The 20,696-nt window shown below is 44.0% G+C and carries 22 protein-coding genes and 1 pseudogene; 7 read left to right on the forward strand and 16 right to left on the reverse strand.

The features are described 5' to 3' along the window. Window positions 1–41: 41 nt before the first annotated feature. The 3 genes from FFL34_RS08650 to FFL34_RS08660 all read right to left on the reverse strand — a co-directional run bounded on the left by FFL34_RS08650 (window position 42) and on the right by FFL34_RS08660 (window position 4,146). Window positions 42–1,655 (reverse strand): FMN-binding glutamate synthase family protein, encoded by a 1,614-nt coding sequence (locus tag FFL34_RS08650; protein ID WP_138603096.1) that lies wholly within the window; start codon window positions 1,653–1,655, stop codon window positions 42–44. Between the two features lie 245 nt (window positions 1,656–1,900). Next, window positions 1,901–2,134, reverse strand: a complete 234-nt coding sequence (locus tag FFL34_RS08655; RefSeq protein WP_138603097.1) for a heavy-metal-associated domain-containing protein — start codon at window positions 2,132–2,134, stop codon at window positions 1,901–1,903. Window positions 2,135–2,283: 149 nt separating this feature from the next. Continuing rightward, window positions 2,284–4,146 carry a heavy metal translocating P-type ATPase gene (locus FFL34_RS08660; protein WP_138603098.1) on the reverse strand — a complete coding sequence of 621 codons (1,863 nt, stop codon included), beginning with the start codon at window positions 4,144–4,146 and terminating at the stop codon, window positions 2,284–2,286. Window positions 4,147–4,439: 293 nt separating this feature from the next. Between FFL34_RS08660 and FFL34_RS08665 the strand changes: the two genes are divergently transcribed. Together FFL34_RS08665 and FFL34_RS08670 are read left to right on the forward strand one after the other, a co-directional pair. Next, a complete protein-coding gene (locus FFL34_RS08665) occupies window positions 4,440–4,772 on the forward strand; it encodes a PadR family transcriptional regulator (RefSeq protein WP_138603099.1) in 333 nt (110 codons plus the stop codon). Continuing rightward, window positions 4,765–5,901, forward strand: a complete 1,137-nt coding sequence (locus FFL34_RS08670) for a DUF2812 domain-containing protein (RefSeq protein WP_138603100.1) — start codon at window positions 4,765–4,767, stop codon at window positions 5,899–5,901. The genes FFL34_RS08665 and FFL34_RS08670 overlap by 8 nt, the downstream gene beginning before the upstream one ends. Before the next feature lie 155 nt (window positions 5,902–6,056). On the opposite strand, the gene FFL34_RS08675 is transcribed toward FFL34_RS08670, so the two are convergent. Both FFL34_RS08675 and FFL34_RS08680 read right to left on the reverse strand, forming a co-directional pair. Further along, window positions 6,057–6,488, reverse strand: a complete 432-nt coding sequence (locus tag FFL34_RS08675; protein WP_138603101.1) for a hypothetical protein — start codon at window positions 6,486–6,488, stop codon at window positions 6,057–6,059. A gap of 14 nt (window positions 6,489–6,502) precedes the next feature. Beyond that, window positions 6,503–6,943: a hypothetical protein gene (locus tag FFL34_RS08680; RefSeq protein WP_138603102.1), complete on the reverse strand. Its 441-nt coding sequence runs from the start codon at window positions 6,941–6,943 to the stop codon at window positions 6,503–6,505. Between the two features lie 518 nt (window positions 6,944–7,461). Here FFL34_RS08680 and FFL34_RS08685 point away from each other — a divergent pair. Then, the gene (locus FFL34_RS08685; protein WP_138603103.1) at window positions 7,462–8,499 is read left to right on the forward strand and encodes a C45 family autoproteolytic acyltransferase/hydolase; all 1,038 of its coding nucleotides are present in this window, start codon (window positions 7,462–7,464) and stop codon (window positions 8,497–8,499) included. A gap of 105 nt (window positions 8,500–8,604) precedes the next feature. Here FFL34_RS08685 and FFL34_RS08690 read toward each other — a convergent pair whose 3' ends face one another. The 9 genes from FFL34_RS08690 to desA all read right to left on the reverse strand — a co-directional run bounded on the left by FFL34_RS08690 (window position 8,605) and on the right by desA (window position 15,486). Continuing rightward, the gene (locus FFL34_RS08690; RefSeq protein WP_138603104.1) at window positions 8,605–9,528 is read right to left on the reverse strand and encodes a nucleoside hydrolase; all 924 of its coding nucleotides are present in this window, start codon (window positions 9,526–9,528) and stop codon (window positions 8,605–8,607) included. Window positions 9,529–9,651: 123 nt separating this feature from the next. Beyond that, the gene (locus tag FFL34_RS08695; protein WP_138603105.1) at window positions 9,652–10,299 is read right to left on the reverse strand and encodes an SDR family oxidoreductase; all 648 of its coding nucleotides are present in this window, start codon (window positions 10,297–10,299) and stop codon (window positions 9,652–9,654) included. A gap of 224 nt (window positions 10,300–10,523) precedes the next feature. Next, complete coding sequence (locus FFL34_RS08700; protein WP_138603106.1) at window positions 10,524–10,727, reverse strand: CDGSH iron-sulfur domain-containing protein; 204 nt, start codon at window positions 10,725–10,727, stop codon at window positions 10,524–10,526. A 122-nt stretch (window positions 10,728–10,849) separates the two neighbouring features. After that, window positions 10,850–11,611 carry a hypothetical protein gene (locus FFL34_RS08705; protein WP_138603107.1) on the reverse strand — a complete coding sequence of 254 codons (762 nt, stop codon included), beginning with the start codon at window positions 11,609–11,611 and terminating at the stop codon, window positions 10,850–10,852. A 74-nt stretch (window positions 11,612–11,685) separates the two neighbouring features. After that, window positions 11,686–12,219 (reverse strand): D-glycero-alpha-D-manno-heptose-1,7-bisphosphate 7-phosphatase, encoded by a 534-nt coding sequence (locus FFL34_RS08710; RefSeq protein ID WP_138603108.1) that lies wholly within the window; start codon window positions 12,217–12,219, stop codon window positions 11,686–11,688. A gap of 135 nt (window positions 12,220–12,354) precedes the next feature. Continuing rightward, window positions 12,355–12,489, reverse strand: a complete 135-nt coding sequence (locus tag FFL34_RS18810) for a hypothetical protein (RefSeq protein WP_267900366.1) — start codon at window positions 12,487–12,489, stop codon at window positions 12,355–12,357. Window positions 12,490–12,612: 123 nt separating this feature from the next. Then, complete coding sequence (locus FFL34_RS08715) at window positions 12,613–13,212, reverse strand: response regulator transcription factor (RefSeq protein WP_138603109.1); 600 nt, start codon at window positions 13,210–13,212, stop codon at window positions 12,613–12,615. Window positions 13,213–13,214: 2 nt separating this feature from the next. Continuing rightward, complete coding sequence (locus FFL34_RS08720; protein ID WP_138603110.1) at window positions 13,215–14,345, reverse strand: sensor histidine kinase; 1,131 nt, start codon at window positions 14,343–14,345, stop codon at window positions 13,215–13,217. An 88-nt stretch (window positions 14,346–14,433) separates the two neighbouring features. Beyond that, window positions 14,434–15,486, reverse strand: a complete 1,053-nt coding sequence (desA, locus tag FFL34_RS08725; protein WP_138603111.1) for a Delta(5) desaturase DesA — start codon at window positions 15,484–15,486, stop codon at window positions 14,434–14,436. 221 nt (window positions 15,487–15,707) lie between these two features. On the opposite strand from desA, the gene FFL34_RS08730 reads away from it, so the two are divergent. Further along, entirely contained in the window at window positions 15,708–17,285 is a 1,578-nt protein-coding gene (locus FFL34_RS08730; RefSeq protein WP_138603112.1) for a cation:proton antiporter, read from the forward strand. A gap of 204 nt (window positions 17,286–17,489) precedes the next feature. Here the strand turns inward: FFL34_RS08730 and FFL34_RS08735 are convergent, their stop codons facing one another. Then, entirely contained in the window at window positions 17,490–18,107 is a 618-nt protein-coding gene (locus tag FFL34_RS08735) for a class I SAM-dependent methyltransferase (RefSeq protein WP_138603113.1), read from the reverse strand. Between the two features lie 25 nt (window positions 18,108–18,132). Next, window positions 18,133–19,410, reverse strand: coding sequence for an MFS transporter (locus FFL34_RS08740; protein WP_138603114.1), 1,278 nt, complete (start codon window positions 19,408–19,410; stop codon window positions 18,133–18,135). A gap of 295 nt (window positions 19,411–19,705) precedes the next feature. Between FFL34_RS08740 and FFL34_RS08745 the strand changes: the two genes are divergently transcribed. The 3 genes and pseudogenes from FFL34_RS08745 to FFL34_RS08755 form a co-directional block, all read left to right on the forward strand. Beyond that, window positions 19,706–19,894, forward strand: a complete 189-nt coding sequence (locus FFL34_RS08745) for an H-type small acid-soluble spore protein (RefSeq protein ID WP_138603115.1) — start codon at window positions 19,706–19,708, stop codon at window positions 19,892–19,894. Window positions 19,895–19,922: 28 nt separating this feature from the next. Then, window positions 19,923–20,201, forward strand: a complete 279-nt coding sequence (locus FFL34_RS08750) for a hypothetical protein (protein ID WP_138603116.1) — start codon at window positions 19,923–19,925, stop codon at window positions 20,199–20,201. 122 nt (window positions 20,202–20,323) lie between these two features. Next, window positions 20,324–20,680 (forward strand): annotated as a pseudogene (locus tag FFL34_RS08755) (CAP domain-containing protein); the annotation flags it as partial. Window positions 20,681–20,696 lie beyond the last annotated feature (16 nt).

Raw genomic sequence — 20,696 nt, forward strand, 5'->3', positions numbered from 1 at the left:
CCACTTAAGAACTAGACCTTCCATTTCAAAAACAGCTTAGCTTAAGCATTCATCGATCCTTCTCCACCGGGCTGAATCATCGACTGGTATATTTCGTCAAGCGACCACGTTTTACCTTTGGCATCTTTATATACAACGTGCTCCCTTCTAAAATGGACAGGAGAATCCAATCCGGCTGCCGCAGCGACCCGGAATAAGCCTTTGCGCATCGATATAACGTAATTGGCGGTACGATGTTTCTTTTCATCAATCACAAGCGCCTTCTGTAAATCCGGGTCCGTTGTTGTGACCCCAACCGGACAGGCATTGGAATGGCATTTCAACGTCTGAATGCAGCCAACCGTGATCATAAATGCACGAGCAATGTTGACAAGGTCAGCGCCCATAGCCAATGCGATGGCTACCCGGTCTGGTGAGAACAATTTACCGGAAGCGATAATTTTTACCCGATCACGGACACCATGTTTTTTCAATGCATAATCAAGAAGCGGCAATGCTGACTTAATCGGCAGACCAACACTATCTGTTAGCTCTTGATAGGATGCACCTGTTCCACCTTCACCACCATCAACCGTAATGAAGTCCGGGCCTTTTCCGGTCTCCTTCATCTGTTTAGCTAAATCATCCGCATCGAGATGACTGCCAACAACAATTTTCATTCCGACTGGTTTGCCAGTATGTTCGCGGACGCGTTCGATAAAGCTAAATAACGACGGAGCATCATCAAATTCCGGAAATCGGTTCGGACTGTCAATCGATGTAAACGGCTCCACCATCCGAATCCTGGCGATCTCCTCCGTCACTTTTTCCGCATCCACGTGACCGCCGCGTGTTTTCGCACCTTGAGCTAGTTTTACCTCAAATGCTTTTAGCTGGGGGATTTTGCTTTTTTCCAGTAATTCATCCCAATTGAAATTGCCTTCTTTATCCCGAACACCAAACATCCCGGGGCCAATCTGCATGATTACATCCGTGTCCCCTTTCAGATGATAATCAGACAGTCCACCCTCACCTGTGTTCATCCATGCACCCTTGGCGATGCCTAACCCTTTCGATAAAGCTGTAATGGCACGGTCCCCCAACGAACCATAGCTCATCGCCGACATACCAATCTGGCCGCGCACCCGAAACGGATACTTACAATTTTCACCAACGACAATCGTGTCTTCCTCATCAAGTAGATAAGCCGGCGATTCATCTTCCTCCAGATGTTCCTCCCGCTGCGTGAATAACGGATCTTTTACAAGTAAGTATCGATTGGTTTTTTGTTTAATCTTCTTGTCCATCCTGAGTTCCTCGGTTAGCTTGGGAAACATGGAATTTCGGATATAATAGCCTGGTTCCTCAAAGTCTCGCTGCGAACCAAATCCTCTTACATCTCGCTTATATTTGGCTTTTTTAACGATGTGCTGGAAGTCATTACGCGAAATTGGCTTCCCTTCACGGTCGTTATTGAAAAAATACTGCCGAAGTTCCGGACCAATTTTTTCAAAGAAGTAACGGACCCTGCCAACAACAGGATAATTTCGGAGGACAGGGTGTTGTCTCTGTGTACGGTCCACGAAGAATATATAAACAACAATACCTAACAGAATGGCGATAATCAACACAACCGCTACAAAACCAATCACCGTCAAGATATCTGCTATGTTCATCTATGCATCCACACCTTTTTTAAAGACTGATACTATTAAGGTGGACCAAAAACGTGAAATTTATCCAGTCGGAAAAAGGTGTTTAGTTAAAAATCCGTAGCAGCCAATTTGTCATATAGCAAGTGCCGAGGTTTTTCTTATAAGACGTTCGGAAACATACCTACCCATGGCTAATGGACATGCACCCAACATAAGAAAAGAGCTGAATCATCAGTGATCCAGCTCGGCTTTTCTGAAAGTAACGATTAAATAGCCCTGGCTTTCGACTTAATAACAGGATAGCCTAAGTCTTCTATCGCCTTTTCGATCGATTCCATTGTAAGCGCTTCTGCATCAAAATTGGCTTTGACTTTACTTGAGTTGAATAGAACCTCTACACTGTCTTTTTCAATCCCGTTCATGCCTTTTAGGGCATTTTCAATCTTTTGTATACAGGATGGGCAAGTTAATGTTTCTAAGTTAATGATTGCTTTTTGCATGGTGACTCTCTCCTTTTAAAATTTATTTGAGATCTTTTCTCTATCTCTAATTCTTATTATAGGGCAACTTCCCTGTTAATGAATTGATGTGAATCAAGTTTCACTTACTTTTTTTGCAAAAAGAATTAATGTTGGTTTTAGCTTCTGGATTATGCGTGCTGATTTCTCAAACGATAGCGGAGCAACCGTATACCGTTCAAGATGACAACTAAAATACTTCCTTCGTGTGCCAGCATGCCGATGGACATATTCATCCAGTCACTGAAGAATAAACCGGAAAACAATACGATGACGACACCGATTGCGATGGCAATATTCTGCTTCATGTTTCTTGAAATGGCTTTGGTCAGACCGAGTGCATGTGCCAGGTGATTAAAATCTGATTGCATCAATACGACATCGGAGGTCTCGATTGCAACATCCGTTCCACTTCCCATGGCAATGCCGATATCTGCCAGAGCAAGGGAAGGACTGTCATTAATACCATCACCTACAAAAGCAACAATTTGACCTTCTGCTTGCAGTTTCTTAATATAATCTGATTTATCCTCAGGCAGCATGTGCCCGTGTGCTTCTGTTAACCCGATTTCATTAGCAACTGCATCAACGGTTCCTTGATTATCCCCTGATAGAACGATGAGGTTTTTCGCACCGAGATTTTTCAAGTTCTGCAGTTCTTCTTTCACGCCTGGTCGAATTTTATCCCGGATACCCATCAGAATTTTTAATTCGCCATCAACAGCGGTAAGGACGAGGGAGTTCCCGTTCTTCTCATATTGGTTGATATCTTGCTTGGCTTGTTCATTTAGAGTGACGTTTTTCCTTTCCATCAGCGCTGCATTGCCAACCGCTATATGATGGCCATTCACAGTTGCAACCACACCTTCACCTTTGACGACTTCGGTTGCTTCAACAGTCGAAACAGTCGTTTCTCCAATGTCATCGAGAACTGCTTGTGCCAATGGATGGTCTGATTCACGTTCGACACTTGCCAGATAGCCGAGTGCTTCATCAATATTTTCCCCGTAGAATTGCTTATCAGCTACTTCCGGATTACCAACAGTCAATGTACCTGTTTTATCAAAAACGATTGTATCGACTCGACTGAAGTCGTTGATGACTTCACTTCCCTTTAAAAGCACGTTGTTACGTGCCCCATTTCCAATACCCGAAACGTTCGATACCGGAACCCCGATGACCAGTGCCCCAGGACATCCCAGGACCAACGCTGTAATCGCCATTTCAGTATTCTGCGTAAATAACCAAATGATAATCGCAATCCCTAAAATAGCTGGTGTGTAGTATTTAGAGAAACGGTCAATAAATCGTTCTGCTTCTGATTTGGAGTCTTGTGCATCTTCAACCAATTCGATGATCCGGCCAAATGTTGTGTCTTCCCCGACGCGGTCTGCCTGTACCTGGATTGTTCCATTTTCCAATATGGTACCTGCAAATACTTCTCCTCCTTCTTTTTTACCAACCGGTACCGATTCACCCGTGACACTTGCTTCGTTCACATGGCCTTCACCGGATAGGACTGTTCCATCGACAGGGACACTTGACCCTGTTCTTACCAATAAAATGTCACCTTCATCTACGTCGAAAACGTCCACTTCTTCAAATTCGCCATCTTCCATTTGTTTCATGGCTGTTTCAGGTGCCATGTCTGTCAACTCTTTAATGGCTGAGCGGGTTTGATTTAAGGTTCGCTGTTCCAAATAAGCACCAAATAAAAACAGGAATGTAACAATAGCTGATTCTTCATAGTTCTTAATTAAAACCGCTCCTACAACGGCAATCGTGACCAACACATCAATACTGACGACTTTTACTTTTAATGCTTGATACGCCTGAATAGCAATTGGTGCAATCCCAAGAATAGATGCGACGATGAGCGACCAGTTGAAAAGCGTTATGTTTTCCAAAACGAATCGACCAAAGAATCCAAGTACAATTAAAATGGCACTAATAAGTGTAATCTGATTTTTTTTGCTTAATAAATACCTTTGCATATCAGTTTCCCTCCACATCTGATTTTTTTGATGGCAACCTTTTTTGTATTGTTCTATCTTCAGTATAGATGGCTTTGAAGTATGTCTCCTTGATTCAAGTCAAATTTCAACATTTCTACTGGCAACGTTGTTATTACTATGTTAAATGATATGCCAAATAACTTGTTAACTCAGTTTTTTCTCCATCAAAAGTGAACTACTTGCTCTGGTAATAAAGTTTCCCAATATGCTCGTTGCCATTTATGTCGCACCGTGATATAGTCATGGTGTGACATAATAAAAGGATGAGAAATATGAAACAAGCAAAATTATTCAAGTCATACATACCTATGACCGAAACGGCTTTTTACATTTTGCTCTCTCTGGCTGAACCACGGCACGGATACGGCATTATCAAGCACGTGGAGACCATCACAAATGGCAGGATTCACTTAGGGTCCGGGACAGTTTACGGGACATTGACGAAAATGCAGCGCGACGGTCTGATTATCGTCTATGCAGATGAGAAACGGAAAAAGATTTATGAAATCACCGATACAGGCCGGCAAGTGATGCAAGCAGAAATAGCTAGGCTTAAAGAATTGCACGCAAATGCCGTGAATTTCGAGGGGGAATTCTATGATTAACGTCTTCAAGCCATTTTGGAGCTATGATGTCGCCAAAACAGAAAAATGGTTAACAGACATGGCGGCACAAGGATGGTCCTTTGTGGATATGAATACAGCGACACGGCAATTCTTTTTTGAAAAAGAGAAACCTGAAGATATTACGTTTCGTATTCAATATGACAAAAACGCGAAATTGCCTGTTGCTTTGGAAAATGACGGCTGGCACCTTGTATTTCGGCATCGCAAGTGGCAGGTCTTTCGAAATGACCAGCCTGCACAAGCTATCCGTACATTTCCTATACGTGATGGCATTATTAAGCGTAATCGCATATTAATGTATGTATTTGGCGGTATTTTCCTTTATCATATCTTTACTTTTTTCATTTTCCTGCTTATCAATGTCTTGATACTGACAGCAGGCGGGGGTTTTCACGTGGAGGGAAGTCCGTTTTGGGCGGTAACAATTGCTTATTGGATGGCGGTGTGGGGATTGGTCCCTTATTCCTTCATTAAGCTTTATCGTTCGCTCAGGCGACTCAAGTTTGACACTAGGACAACCCTAAGCAGTGAAAAGCCAGCAAACTCGACCGGCCGCATCATGACAAAATGGAAATTCGGCTGGAATTATGCACCTGATAAACTGGAACAGTGGCTTATGAAAATGGAGAAAAACGGATATAATCTGATGCGCATCAGCATGTTCGGTCTCCGGTTTCAGTTCCAAGAGGGCACACCTAGACAGGTTAGCTATTGTGCGGATTATCAGAACAGTCATCGGCCAAGTTATTTTGATATGCATCTACAAGCAGGGTGGCGGCTTATGTACAGCAGTGAGGCCTTTTTATCTAAATGGACGATCTGGGCTAAAGCATACCAAGCCGGAGAAGCACCGCCACAGTTGTATAGTGACAACAAACACATGCAGAAACATGCCAGGAGGATTTTAATAACCAATCTAGCCCTATTTGTCCCAATCATTGTCCTATACATCGCGCTGATTCGGATGAATATCAACATGGCACAAACTTATAGCTTTGACATGAATTGGATACTAGTGTTTCTGTTATGTTTTATCATCATTGAATATGCGATACTTTTGATCCAATCCTTGCTGTACTACCGGCGGGTCAAGAAGCGGGTAGACTAGGTGGCTGCGTCGTAAAAGGCTCAGGTGGACATACATTGGTTAAACGATTAGTCAGAAACAGAAGTCATACATGGTTGCCAATATGTGCAATCATCACACGAAGGGATAACGGTGGTTGTACTGCTGCGACCGCATGACTTCTTTTTAGTTGGCTGTTACCTTGACCCCCGATTGGAAACGCCATTGTCCATTCGTTCACGATAAGCTTCCAACAACTTATCCCGCCGAACAAATAATGTGGTAATCAAGGCTACCTCACTGACAACAAGCAGGATTGCTCCCAGTACTAACCCACCAAGGAAAAGCGCTTCACTAGTCCCCCAGGCGTAGAAGAACCAGCCAAAGATCGCACATGCCCCTAAGAAAAGATTCATAACCGTTGCAACAGCAACCTGCGAGCCAAATAAACCGGTCATTTCGATCCCTTTCCATGCGTACAGATAGCTGAGGGCTAATGCAATAAATAGAAATAGTACATAAACCGTTATCGCTACGTTACTTCCTTCTAACGTCATGCCGCATGCTCCTTTATCTTTACTTTCTGAGGTTATCGGTGTCATAACGACTTGCAGCACCACTGTTTTCAATAGAATTTTCTTCTCTATTTATTTTCCATACGTTTATTGATCACCCGGTCGTATCGTTTGTTATTTTCGAACCAAGAAGCGATAGCACTTGCAAAGCCAAACAACATCATGAGCAGCAACACGCCTATAAGCTCTCCCGTTGATAAGGCTGTCGCAATTTCCAGTGGTGTATAGTCATTGCCAAACAGCTGTCCGAGGCTGACGACCACAGCGATGGTGAAAGTTGACCATAGTCCTTTTCCAGCGACATAGAGCCAAAAACCCTTGCCCCGTTGCTTCGTCCATTTCCGATAAAACGTTTCATCTGTATTCCCGTGTCGTATGTTATACAAGCCAATCAGAAATAATATCGTAGCCGCTACATAATAGAATGGTGTATAATAAATAGGCATCATTACCGGTAAAACAAGAATAATCACCCAGACTATGATGAAAAATAAACTTCTGCGTGTCATCAATTTCCCCCTTTTAGCCACTCCTAACATTGCGGTTGTTCCTATATCAAATCTTACAATAATTCATTTAATTTTAAAATCATTTACGCCATACAATGCAGATCATATCCGGCAATAAAAACTCCCGGGATTTTCACTTCTCTACCGGGGGTAACCGCAGAATGCTTCTCCTAATTAACTGTACATTTCGAGATGCCTTCTCAAGACCTTTTCGACCGCTTTTGCGTGCCGTTTTGGTTTCGAGATGGCCTCTCGAGACCTTTTCGACCGCTTTTGCGTGCCGTTTCGGTTTCGAGATGCCCTCTCAAGACCTTTTCGGCCGCTTTTGAGTGCTGTTTTGGCTTCGAGATGCCCTCTCGAGACCTTTTCGACTGCTTTTGAGTGTCATTATGGCCTTGAGATGAGCATTCGAGACGCTTACAGTATATTTAATTAAACAGAAAAGAAATTCAGTCATTATTTAAATTTTTTACAAACTGGCGTACAATAAAGGTAACCAAACAAAAAGGATGAGTGCCATGACAGAGGTACATACCGATATCACCCAATTTCGCGGTAGTCATTATGAATTGGGTTACGCGCAAGGGACTGCTATCAAGGATTCCCTTGTCCTGAAAAACCGCCGGGACAGCTGGCGCATCCGTAAGCCTCGGTTTGAAACAATCGAACAGGATGCGAAACATGCGTTTATGCGGTTTGCTCCAGGCATCTGGGAGGAGCTCTTAGGTATGCGTGATGCACTTGGTATGCCGATGACGGAAGTGCTGCGGGATTTCGGACATTACCGGGTGAATACAACACCGAGTGGCTGTTCCATTTTGACAGGGAACGACTTTATGGTGCGCAATTATGATTACCATCCGAAGACGTACGATGGGCGTTATAGCTTTTTTCAACCAACAGATCAGGGGCATGCGATCATCGGGCCTACCTCTCGTGTTACCGGTCGCATGGACGGCATGAACGAACATGGGCTAGCGATGGGATACAACTTCATGCAGCGTCGCAAGCCCGGCGATGGCTTTGTTTGCCACATGATAGGACGGATCATTTTGGAGACGTGCGCTACTGTCGATGATGCCGTGCAGCTATTGAAAGAGATTCCCCACCGCGGATCATTTAGTTACATCGTTTTGGATCGTCATGAAGAAACATACGTCATTGAAGCGTCACCGCGTGGCGTAGAAGCACGGAAATCACGTGCATGCACGAATCACTTTGAACTGCTGAGCCACGAGAATCGCCACCATCTGGATGACTCTAAGCGTCGATTGAACCTAATCCAGGAACAGGAGGGTCAAATTAGTGCACATGGTGCGTTCCGGCTCATGAATGATAAGGATCGGGGCGTGTTTGCCGACCTGTATAAAAGCTGGGCAGGCACGATTCATACCACCGCTTATTTTCCAAAAGAACGAAAAGCATGGTTCGCCTTAGGTGGAAATCAGGAACCTGTTGTCTTTGATTTTGCCAGCTGGCTTCGTGGTGAAGATGTGGCAATCAAGTCCGTCCATGGTACATTGGATACGGAGCTGGGGCTGTCTAATGCGGATTGACCAGTTTTGAACGAGTAAATTGTTATCACAAAAAAACACCCGTTCACCCAATAAAGGGGGACGGGTACTTTTTTAATCGATGTCCTTTGTCAGCCTTGACTAACCTCATTCGGACAATGCATTCATAAACAGCTGCCAAAACCGGTCCGAGTCAAGCTGGCGGGCGAATTGAACGTTTGGTTCTCGGTTTGGTCGGTCACTACCGTCGATAACCGTCATGCCGTAAGTGAATTCACCTTTTGTTTCAACATCAACACGGACATTTTCCAGCTGAAACATCGCTGGATCGATCAGATAGGCAACAGGGCATGGGTCGTGCAGCGCTGCTCCGGCGAACTGTCCTTTATAAGCACCTGAATAAAAATGAAGCATATCCATCACAGCCGCTGCTGCAGGGGTGTCAATTGCTGCTAGCTGCTTCATCCGCTCATCGGTGGCCAGTGCCTGATGGGTAACATCGAGTCCAAACATGGTTAGCGGTGCACCACTTTCAAATACGATCTTAGCCGCCTCGGCATCCGCATAGATGTTAAATTCCGCAGCCGGTGTCCGATTCCCGAATGTACCGCCACCCATTATTGCAATCTCTTGGATGCGAGGAATAATTCGCGGTTCCCTTCGCATAGCCAGTGCGATGTTCGTCAACGGGCCGATTGCCACAATGCTGATATCCTTATCTGCGTTCATTATTTTCTCGATAATCACATCAACCGCATGCATATCAGCAGCCTGTTTGACTGGCTTCTCAGGCAAGGAAGTCCCGTCCAAACCGCTTTTGCCATGTACATGAGCAGCCTCCAGTGGTTCCCTCACCAATGGCCGATCTGCTCCTTTAGCGACAAGGGTGTCGTCAAGACCAGCAAGTTCACATACACGCAACGCATTAATCGTGTTTTTATCAACACCAACATTACCGGCCACCGTTGTCATTGCCTCTATCTGCAGACCGTTTCCCTTTGAAGCAGCCAAAAGAATGGCCATCGCATCATCGTGGCCAGGATCACAATCAATGATTAGTTTCTTATCCATTCTGTCACCTCTCGCTCATGTTGCCCGATATTCTCTTCATATTCCAGCTGTATAACTATTCCTTACTTTTTCGACAATACGGCTTTGACATCCTTTTTAAACGAACGCAACATGCATTTCACTTTATATTTTCTTCAATGCTTCGCTAATTTCCGTTTCACCTGCAATCAGGTCAAACGCGCATTTATATGTGTTTTCTTCAGTTAGGGAGGCTACGACCGTGCTTGCCACATCCTCACGTGGAATAGACCCCCGCTCCAACAGATTTTCGGAAGCGGTGACTTTGCCTGTACCCGGTTCATTTAGAAGACCACCCGGCCGGACAATCGTATAATTCAAGCTGGTCGCTTGCAGGAATCTGTCGGCATAGTGTTTGGCGACATAGTAATGCCGGATTTTTTCATTCCAATTGTTACGATTGTTGGCCTGCAGTGCACTTACCATGACAAAACGATCTGCACCAGCTTCCTCCGCTGCTTCCATCGTTTTGACTGCACCGTCCAAGTCAACGAGTAATGTCTTATCAGCGCCCGTGCTGCCACCGGATCCCGCTGTAAAAATAACCGCGTCACAACTTTTGGCCGCTTTTTTAATTGCTTCCTTTCTACCTTCAAGATTAGCCATGACAGCGTCAATTCCCTTTTTCTTCAGTTCCTCCGCCTGCTCCTCTTTCCGAACCATGGCTCTTACTGTATGTTGATCACTGTTGTGCAATTGCTTGACAATGTTCTGTCCGATTTTTCCATTCGCACCTGCAACCAAAACCTGCATGAAGTCCATCTCCTTCATAAAAGTGTATAATTATTATTATTCCAAACAGCAGCTGTGATGACAACTATACTGTTTTAACTATTATTTAACTCCCTCTAATTAAGTATGCCACCCTAACGCCTTCTCATATACCTTTCCTGTATTAAAAACCCTTCTATGCTTTATAGAAAGCATAGAAGGGTTTTATCGCTCTTTAGATGGCTTGAAAAGTGAACCGCATGCAACTATTCGGCACGCGGTTCACTTTCAAATTCAACTCTCTTATGGCTGCCATCACAAAATGGCTTATTGGATGAATGTCCACAACGACATAAGGAAAAGGTCTTTCTCGTCTCAAACACATTCCCTTCTGCATCCACCATTTCTACATCTCCCTTTACCACATATGGTCCATTATCTTTTACCTTTATTTGTGTGTTATCACTCATGTATCTTTTCCCCCTTCTTTTTACTATCTGATAAATATATTCGGCAAATATATTAAAATTCCTGCTCAGAAAAATTCAGAAGCCGTCTCGTTTTATAGCGAATAAGAAAAACCCCGAGTCACTCAAGGATTAGGGCGCCTTTTCACATGGTGGTTCCAAAAAAAGTCACCATCTCGCTTTTCAAACGGAAACAGTCGTTTTTCCCTTGCCTCTTCTGCATGCTCTGTTATAATTTCATCGAAAAGTTGACTATTACTTTTATGATCCGTGTTCAATTCGAGTTCTTTCGCTGTCTGGTACAGTTTTTTATCATGTATTTCCTCTTGCAGCTTCTGTGGATCTTTTCCTTTTATATCAATATCTAGTTCCTTTGCCTCTTTTTTCACAATTGCTTTGAGCACGGCTTGCTTTAGTCCGCGCAGATCCCGTTCTTCCGTTTCCACGCCAAGCTCTTTCGCTTTTTGCCTTAGCATTTCTTGGTACACATCCTCGGCAAGCATCTGTGGGTCTTTTAGATTTTGGTCAATGCCCAGTTCCTCAGCCTTTTTCTTTACTTCGGCGTGATGAACTTCTTTAGCCAATTCCTTAATATCTTTTCCTTCCGTCTTAATGCCTAGCTTTTTGGCGGAGCGCTTGATCTTTGTTTCCGCAACTTCTTTGGCTATTTGTTCCGAATCTTTACCCTCTGTTGCAATCCCGAGTTCTTTAGCTTCCATTTTAATGAAAATCCGTTGGTACGTTTCTTTTTTATCTTCCTCCACATCCTGCTTTCTGTGCAAGTCCTCGGCAAACCCTTTATAGAAGTCTGATGCAAAAGATATAGCTGCTGGAGAGAAAACCAGTGAAAATGCCAAAACTGCTGCTGTGATCCAACGTTTCATCATGGACTCGTCCTCCTGTTCATTAAAATAGCGACATGAATTAGTATAGCCAGAAAGCACAAATCCATGAAACGGGATTACTGTTTATGTAGCCAGCGAGCAAATGCCAAAAGGTTCGGAAAATCCATGTCCGCTCCAGCCTTTTGCTGCTCACGTTCACGGTGCCCGATAAGCACTGTCGTCGTTCCAGCCTGCTCGCCAGCAGCTATATCAGGCTCCCTGTCACCGGCCATAAAGCTTTCATTCAGTGTAATATCATGCTTTTCCGCCAGATCAAGAATCATTTTGGGACGCGGTTTACGGCAGGCGCAACCAGCATGCGGCTTATGCGGACAATAGGCAATATCATCAATTCGCGCACCAAATGCCGCAATATCTTCTTTCATTTGTTTATGTATAGCTTCCAGTGCTTCTTCCTTCATATAGCCAAGCCCAATTCCGCCTTGGTTCGTCACGACAAATACGTGATAACCTATATCATTAAATATGCTGATTGCTTCTGCGACCCCATCTAATAAATAGAAGTCACTTGGCTTGTTGACGAATTTCACCCGATCACTAAGCACTTCATTAATAACCCCGTCCCGGTCCAAAAAAATACCACGATGCATACCCTAACCTCCTATGCAGAAAAGCGGTGTGACCGTACAGCATCACACCGCAAAGAAAAGATTTTTTGGTGTTTAGGCGCATAAGACTTCGCAGTTTTAGCCTGCGCACGCCACAGCGACTTCGTCCATTCCTTACTACTCCTCTTTGTCACTTATAAACTCATTGGGACGGCCGCCCTTGGCATTATGGTTTTTATACTGGCTTTTGCGTCCATTGCGGTGTTCGCCATGGTTTGTGTTCTCTTTGAATTGGTTATTTTTTTCAGCCATGTGTGTTACCCCCTTTTTCATGGTACGGTTATAGTCTTTGGCTGAAGGAAGTTGCTTATGCAAAACTGTTACATTGGCAGGCGAGAAGACCCCCACTCCAAGCATCAACTAAATTAGGGTAGTTCAATGTAGCCAACCCTTTTCCCTTGCTTTAGAAATGGCCTCTATCCGGTTCGTTACTTCCAGTTTGTCGAGAATGACGGATACATAGTTGCGGACCGTACCGTTTGTCAGGTAAAGCTGGCTTGCAATTTCCTTTGTACTTTTCCCCTCAGCAATCAACTTAATCACCTGTTCTTCCCGATCTGTCAGTGGGTTGTCATGGTCGTAAGCCATATCAACCAATTCCGGCGCATAAATCCTGTTCCCGTTCATAATTGTGCGGATGGAATTTGCTAGGTCTTCACTCGGGCTATCCTTCAGCAAATAGCCACTCACATTAGCTTTCCGCGCGCGTTCAAAGTACCCCATTCGTGCAAAAGTGGTTAACACAATGACTTTACAAGGGGCATCCTTCAATTCTTCCGCTGCATCAAGGCCGCTTTTTACCGGCATTTCAATATCCATCATACAAATATCCGGACGTTGCTGCCGGACAAGTGCTAATGCTTCTTCCCCATTTCTTGCTTTCCCTACAACCTCCATATCTTCTTCCAGATCAAGCAGCGATCCAAGTGCACCAAGCAGCATGCGTTGGTCTTCTGCTATGACGATACGTATCACGGTCATCCCTCCTGTTCCGGCCCTTGAATGGCTTTTGGTATCCGAATCATCAGGGTTATCCCATTGGCGGAAGTGATTTCTAAGCTGCCGTTGACAAATTCCAGCCGCTCTTCCATTCCCTGCAGGCCATTTTCGGAATAAGTATCTTTTTGATTTACCATCCCAACGCCATCATCCTTTATTTCCATCACTATTTCTTCCGGCAATGATGAAATAGTAACAGTACAGGAAGACGCGCTGCTATGCTTGACGACATTGGTCACCGCCTCTTTCAAACACATACTCAGCACGTTTTCAATAAATAAAGGCGTGTCTGTTAGCTCCGGGGTTCCTTCCATATGGAAATCAATCCGGGCAGCTTTCAACATCTCCTGGATTCGATTGACTTCATCTTCCAGTTTGGCACCTTTCATGTTTGACACCATTTCACGCACTTCTTTCAGGGCCGTACGAGCCGTCTGATTGATATCATTTATTTCATTTTTTGCTGCATCGGGTTTAACATCCATCAGCTTTCCTGCCAAATCACTTTTCAGACCGATCATAGACAGCTTTTGTCCCAACGTATCATGCAAATCGCGGGCAATCCGCTGACGCTCCTCCAGAACTACTAACTCAGAAATTTTGTCATTCGCAGCTTTTAATTGGTTTTCCAATCCTTCCTGCTTATTTCGGAAATAAATCGTTAGAGGCAGCAGAATAACGCCAAGGACGCTAAAAGCAATAAATGGCATTTGGGAGAAGAATAAAGCACTATGGGTGAAAAAACTAATCGTAACCGCTGCAATCGTTGTAACCAGATGAACCACATACAATGTTATAAAGCCAGCTTTATGCTGTATATTTCCGATGTAGAACGCCAAAAACAATGCAAAATAAACATATCCCAAAAACACCGTCATCACGACGCTTATAACCATCTCGACCCCTACTGACAGATACACCGCCCAACCTTCTGAAAGGAAAGACACGCTGTATGCGGTGAAAAAAAGCAACACCATGAAAATGCCAAAAATAATTTCCCATGTTCCCGATGTCCGGAAGATAAAATAGAAAGGCAGAATACAAAAAATAATCCACGCATATATACTAAGCCCCGTGTTTTTCGGGATAATGTGATACCATTTCCGCATACCGTCCCCCCCTAACTGCCTTTCGTTAAGTATATCATAGTGCAAAACAAAACCCTTCCAACAAAGGCGAAGGGTCTCATTAGCTTGTTTATTTTTCCTGAACGGTTGATCGTCCTGAGCTCATCCGTATGTTCACCTTTTCTTTTTTCAACAATCCTTTAACCTCTTTAAAACTAATAAACGTCTTGTTCGTTTCATCATACAGACGGAAGCGGATGGACTTTAAGCTGGAGGCTAGCGTAATCGTTGTTGCCTGCTTCAAAGGCGGTGTCGATTCATGAGCTTTTTCCAAATGGTAATTCGGGACTTTAGGGCTTAAGTGATGCACATGATGGAACCCAATACTGCCTGTCAACCATTGCAACACTTTCGGCAGTTTGTAATACGAGCTTCCGTCAACAGCAGCTTTGACAAAATCCCATTCATCCTCATTTTCGAAATAAGAATCCTCAAACTGATGCTGTACATAAAACAACCAAATCCCCAGCGCACCCGCAATAAACATGATCGGCAGCTGGATAATGAGAAATGCCTCCCACCCGATGGTCCAAATTAGCAGGACATATATAACGGCAACAGATGCATTAATGATGTAGGTGTTCAGTCGCTCTTTCCGCTTAGCTCCTTTACGGTTAAAGCGATTGGAAAGAAAATAAAGATACAACGGCCCTAATCCGAACATCACTATCGGGTTGCGGTAAAGCCTGTAAGCAAGTCTGCCCCAAAAGGAAGCAGCCATATATTCATCAACTGTCATCACCCATACATCACCCGTACCACGCTTATCCAGGTTACCACTTGTCGCGTGATGAATCGCGTGACTCCGTTTCCACTTTTCAAAAGCGAATAGCGTAATGACGCCGGTTATCGTTCCAACTATGCGATTAGCCTTGCCATTTTTGAAAAATGACCCATGTGTACAATCATGAAAAATAATGAAGATACGAACGACGAATCCTGATGCCAAAACCGTCAAGGCAAGCGTTAGCCAAATCGAAACAGACAGACTTTCGTAAGCCAAAAACCAAATAAGGAAAAACGGCGGAATCGTGTTTATGAGCTGCAGTATGCTTGCTTTCGTATCTGGACTAGCAAAGGCAGCAACGCTTTTTTTCAACTGTGCTTGTTTTTGTCTGCTCATCATATCCTCCTGCAGTAAAATTATTTTTGTCTATACGTTTACACTTAGGATATAAAAAATCAATAACCTTTATAAGTCATAATCGTCAAATATCACATATGACAAATGTCATTTATATTATTTATATGCTAAATCCAAATATTTCCCACCGCATTCAATTGATTTTTTCGGCAAAAATATACTTATGGGAACCTACGCAATCATTGAAGGAGGCTTTTTTCGTGGAAGAGATGAATCTGCATCATATTTTTTCGCTCATACTTGTTCTCGTCATGCTAGCTGCGGGCATTACGGCGATTGCGAAAAAATTCAAGCAACCCTATCCAATCGCGCTTGTCATTATTGGCGCTGTCATTGGCCTTAGTAACATCCCTTTTTTGGAACCGCTAAAGACCTTCATAACGGAAGGAGAAGTCTTCAACTTTGCCGTTCTTACCCTGTTTTTACCTGCGTTACTTGGAGAAGCTGCATTAAAATTGCCATTTTCCCAGCTGTTCGACAATAAAAAGCCCATTCTCTTGTTGGCATTTGGCGGTACATTTCTGTCATTTATCGTTATCGGATTTTCATCTTTATGGCTCTTGCAGCTATCTGTACCTGCTGCTTTTGTGTTCGCATCAGTCATGAGTGCAACAGACCCTGTCAGTGTGCTGTCCATCTTCAAAAACCTTGGCGTGAACAAACGTCTCTCTACCATGATCGAAGGGGAGAGTTTGTTCAATGACGGGCTGGCAGTTGTGCTGTTTAACATCTCTGCTTTTTCACTGCTTACGTATATGGATTTAGGTATCGAGGGTGCCGGCCTCGGCTTGTGGGAGTTTGTTAAAGTGGTTGCACTTGGGCTGATTATTGGTGGTGCCGGTGGGTATGTTGCATCAAAGCTGACAAAGTATTTTGATGACTACCCGCTGGAGATTATTTTTAGCATCATCTTGTTTTACGGGGCTTATTTATTAGCGGAAAATGTGGGCGCATCTGGCGTTATTGCCGTCGTCGTCGCAGCATTAACGCTTGGAAATTATGGCGCAAACATCGGAATGAGTCCGACAACCAAGCTGAATATTAGTAATTTTTGGGACGTTGTTACCTTACTTATCAACTCGCTCGTCTTTTTAATGGTCGGACTGGAAATCACCAGAATTGATGTCGCCGATCGATGGGGACTAATCTTCATAGCCATTCTGATTGCACTTATCGCCAGAAGCATCGCTGTCTATACGAGCACCCTTTTTACCGAAAATATTCCTTTTACATGGAAACACATTTTAAACTGGGGCGGTCTGAAAGGGTCGCTTTCCATTGCACTCGTGCTCAGTCTCCCTAGAGATTTTGACGGACGTGAGGATATCCTGATTTTTACCTTTAGTATGGTATTATTTTCACTCGTATGCCAAGGTCTTACCATCAAGCCTGTACTCGACTGGCTTGGTGTCAACAAACAGGAAAAAGGCTACGAAGATTATGAAGTGCTCTTGGCCCATGCGTATCGGTACGAAAAGGCCCTTGATGAAATCGGCAGAGTGAAGAATAATTTGCGAGTCACTGATGCGGTCACACATGAAATGGTTGATGAGTATCAGCAATCCCTCGAAAAAATACAAAACGATATTACCGACCTTTTCGAAAAACAACCAAAACTTAAGAAAAAACAGCAGAACATATTGGAACGCCACTCCCTGTATGCCCAGCATGAAGCAGTTGAACGGCTAGTCAGGGAAGACATTATATCCAGCGAAGCAGCTGATAAAATCACGGAACAAATTATGGACCATTTGGCCGAACTGGAAAGTGATCATTAGAGTGGAGCCAGAGTGGAGTTTATTTGCAACAATGAGTGACCTTTATCAGGTTCCTGCTCTCCGTTCGGGCACTCATCATGGCAATGAGTGACCTTTACCGGGTTTCCAATCTCCATTTGGGCACTCATTTCGCCGATGAGTGACTTTTACCAATTAAAAAGGATGGAAGCCACAGTCCATCCTTCACAATTCCCAACTATTCAGTTACTTTTGACAAACAGCTATTCCGATTGGGTATCGACCGCTATAGTAATCCTCTGCAGATATAATTAACGGGCCTCTTTGATAGTAAAAGTCAGCGATTGTGTAGCCTGTAAACAATTGCTTAAATTCATCCACCGTCAGCTGGTGCACATGGAATGGTGATTTGCACGGCTTGCCGCGTCCTTGTCCAAACGGTGTCGATAATATGAGGGTGCCACCAGGTTTCAGTAATGCATAAACATTCGCCAAGAACTGTTCCTCCGCCTCTATGTGCTCAATCGTCTCAAAGCTGACGACACAATCAAACGTTCCCAGCTTTTCCGGCAGACCAACATTTGTTACATCCCCCTCCATAAAAGCAGAACTCGGATGATGATACGTGCCGCGCGCATAATGAATCGCGTCCGGATCTAGATCAACACCAATAACTTCGTGGACTTCCGCTTTTGATCTTTTGGCAAGAATATGCGTGCCATAACCCGCACCACTGGCAAAGTCGAGCACCCGTCCATACACATAGTCACTGGCAAAATGATACCTTGCCACATGCTCCATCAGCATTTCATTGGTTATTTTCATGTTTTCAGGAATAATCCGTTCCCCTGTATCTTCTATCATCAATTGTCACCGCTTTTTTTTAAAATTAATGTGCTTGCAGTTTGGTTTTCTCAGGTCGTTTTGCTGAGATAGCACAAACAGCGCCGATAATCGGAAACGCAAGAGAAACCAGTAATACCGGTGTATAGTTATGAAATAGATCAAATCCAGCACCGAACGGCAATGGGCCTAGCGACGAGCCGATAACCACCATTGTCATTCCGACACCATTGATGCTGCCGACATATTTCCGCCCAAAATAATCAGGCCAAATGATGTTCATACCTATCCGCTCCAGACCATTCGCAGCACCCCAAACAATCCCGAATAAAATTGCCATAAGCGCACTTTCGGTTACAAGCAACATTAACAGAAAAATAATTTCAATGACAAAAACACTCGCCAGCAAATAATTCGTCGGTATCCGTTCAGTTATAAAACCGGAAACAAACGATACCGGAATACCAGCAAATGCCATCAAACTCAGCACCATCGCAGCTATAGCAGGTGACAGGCCATTCGTATCAAATATAGATATAATATGAAACGTTATCCCAGTATTAATCATCGCTGGAATGCCGACACTAATCAGAATTCCCCAAAAGGCCCACGTCCGCATTGCTTCCTTTAACGTGAAGTCTTCATCGGATTCAGGGAGTGCAGTACTAGCAATGAGTTCGTTTGTTTCATCATCCGATTCCGATCGAAGCCCATCCGGTTCAAGCCCGATTTCTTCCGGCCGGTTGCGCACGCCAAACAGGGCAAATGGAACAAACACGACCAGAAGCGCTACACCCCAAAAACGCCATGCCATTTGCCAGTCCCATGTGTCAATGATCCACGTGTTGATGACCGGAAATAGCGTCGCACTGGCAAAACTGCCCAAAGTCATAAAACTGAATGCACGGCCCCTTTTTTTGACGAACCATTGCGCGGTAAGTGTATTGGGAATTAGCGACATCGTTCCCTGCCCAAGCAGCCGTACGAAAAAGAACCCAATGGCCAACATGAACATATTCGAAACCATACTATTCCAAAAACAAGCTAGTGCAAACACCGTTCCGACCGTGACCATCATGAATCGCTGCCCATACCGATCAATATACCGCCCGACAAACATCATCATGATTCCAGCTATCAGTGTCGCTGTCGAATATAGACTGGACACTTCCGTACGCGACCAGCCAAAATCCTCGATGTACTGATCAATGAATGCGGCGTTTGAATATGTCTGGCCCGGTCCGGAGAAAAAAATCCCCAAACCGCCAATAAAGACGATAAACCAGCCGTAATAAAACCTATTTAAAAAATTCCTCCCACTCAATACTGCCCCTCCTTAAATGCCGTTTATGTGCCGTTTATTTTACTTGAATTTGGCAGGTGGGACAATCATTCGAATTTTATGTTCCACCACAATCGCGGCACTGATCATTGATTCCCTCGAAGGGTCTGAAACGCCTTTGATGATTGCATCCGGTCAGTACCTGCGTTCAGGTTTCCGTTCAATAAATTCCTTACAGGCAAGCGCGTTTCCAAACGAAAAATGGTTATTTTCACCGGGCATACACCTGCCTTTCAAGTAAAAAATAAGCATGACACCTATTTGAAAGGAGATATTTATGGAAGCTGACCGTGCCCAAGAAATCATTGACTCCATTACGATGATTAACGTGGACTATCATGGAATTCCAGTATATCTGAAACAATTAAATCAAGGGGAGAACACAGTAACTGTTTTCCCTCTTGATGAAATGAATCATGAACAGCGTGTTGATTTGCATGGTTTAACTGAAGACGGTCCATACTAGTAGTAAAACTGTAAAGGAGCACTGCCTTATGAAACGTTCAACGAAATTTTTTCTAATTTTGGTCAGTGTCGGTCTGTTTGTGCTGGCCGCGTGTACTAATGAAATGGGCGCGGATTATCACAATAGAGTAGATGTAGATAACAACCAGCTGCCTATCTCAGCAATGAGAACAGACCAGTCCAGTAATCAAGAAGGGCCAGGAGCTCAACAGATTGACTTTCGTGAAAATCTGAACGAACGTGGCCTAACAGAAATAACTGGGGAACAAATTACAATGGACCGACGAACAAAAGGGAAGATCCGCTAGAGCGTCATTTGCAAAGAGGCAACGATCCACAAATTAAGCAGCGTCCAGCCGGGCAAGAGCCTATTGATCGTCGAAACAACGATAACCGACCTCAACAGGGAATCGGTGAATACGCATCCGAAGTGATTAAGCTGACAAACAGGGAACGAAATAAGCAGGGACTTCCCGCACTAAAAACAGACAAACAATTAAGTCGCGTTGCCAGAAATAAGTCGATGGACATGAAACAAAAAAATTATTTTTCCCACAAAAGTCCGACGTATGGATCCCCGTTTGACATGATGAAGCAGTTTGATGTCACCTTTCAATCAGCAGGTGAAAATATCGCGAGAGGGCAACGTACACCCGAACAGGTTGTTGAAGGCTGGATGAACAGTAAAGCGCACCGCAACAATATCCTTAATGATTCATTCACTCATATTGGTGTCGGTTTTACAAAAGAGGGAAATTACTGGACACAAATGTTCATTGAGAAATAAAAAGATTTAAGCCATG

This window comes from Lentibacillus cibarius (genome assembly GCF_005887555.1).
GTDB classification, from domain to species: domain Bacteria; phylum Bacillota; class Bacilli; order Bacillales; family Amphibacillaceae; genus Lentibacillus; species Lentibacillus cibarius.

Excerpts from the sequence above, each read along its gene's own strand:
- FFL34_RS08650 (WP_138603096.1), bottom strand. The coding sequence starts at position 1,655 with ATGAACATAGCAGATATCTTGACGGTGATTGGTTTTGTAGCGGTTGTG.
- FFL34_RS08655 (WP_138603097.1), bottom strand. The coding sequence starts at position 2,134 with ATGCAAAAAGCAATCATTAACTTAGAAACATTAACTTGCCCATCCTGT.
- FFL34_RS08660 (WP_138603098.1), bottom strand. The coding sequence starts at position 4,146 with ATGCAAAGGTATTTATTAAGCAAAAAAAATCAGATTACACTTATTAGT.
- FFL34_RS08665 (WP_138603099.1), top strand. The coding sequence starts at position 4,440 with ATGAAACAAGCAAAATTATTCAAGTCATACATACCTATGACCGAAACG.
- FFL34_RS08670 (WP_138603100.1), top strand. The coding sequence starts at position 4,765 with ATGATTAACGTCTTCAAGCCATTTTGGAGCTATGATGTCGCCAAAACA.
- FFL34_RS08680 (WP_138603102.1), bottom strand. The coding sequence starts at position 6,943 with ATGACACGCAGAAGTTTATTTTTCATCATAGTCTGGGTGATTATTCTT.
- FFL34_RS08685 (WP_138603103.1), top strand. The coding sequence starts at position 7,462 with ATGACAGAGGTACATACCGATATCACCCAATTTCGCGGTAGTCATTAT.
- FFL34_RS08690 (WP_138603104.1), bottom strand. The coding sequence starts at position 9,528 with ATGGATAAGAAACTAATCATTGATTGTGATCCTGGCCACGATGATGCG.
- FFL34_RS08695 (WP_138603105.1), bottom strand. The coding sequence starts at position 10,299 with ATGCAGGTTTTGGTTGCAGGTGCGAATGGAAAAATCGGACAGAACATT.
- FFL34_RS08700 (WP_138603106.1), bottom strand. The coding sequence starts at position 10,727 with ATGAGTGATAACACACAAATAAAGGTAAAAGATAATGGACCATATGTG.
- FFL34_RS08705 (WP_138603107.1), bottom strand. The coding sequence starts at position 11,611 with ATGATGAAACGTTGGATCACAGCAGCAGTTTTGGCATTTTCACTGGTT.
- FFL34_RS08710 (WP_138603108.1), bottom strand. The coding sequence starts at position 12,219 with ATGCATCGTGGTATTTTTTTGGACCGGGACGGGGTTATTAATGAAGTG.
- FFL34_RS18810 (WP_267900366.1), bottom strand. The coding sequence starts at position 12,489 with ATGGCTGAAAAAAATAACCAATTCAAAGAGAACACAAACCATGGCGAA.
- FFL34_RS08720 (WP_138603110.1), bottom strand. The coding sequence starts at position 14,345 with ATGCGGAAATGGTATCACATTATCCCGAAAAACACGGGGCTTAGTATA.
- desA (WP_138603111.1), bottom strand. The coding sequence starts at position 15,486 with ATGAGCAGACAAAAACAAGCACAGTTGAAAAAAAGCGTTGCTGCCTTT.
- FFL34_RS08735 (WP_138603113.1), bottom strand. The coding sequence starts at position 18,107 with ATGATAGAAGATACAGGGGAACGGATTATTCCTGAAAACATGAAAATA.
- FFL34_RS08745 (WP_138603115.1), top strand. The coding sequence starts at position 19,706 with ATGGAAGCTGACCGTGCCCAAGAAATCATTGACTCCATTACGATGATT.
- FFL34_RS08750 (WP_138603116.1), top strand. The coding sequence starts at position 19,923 with ATGAAACGTTCAACGAAATTTTTTCTAATTTTGGTCAGTGTCGGTCTG.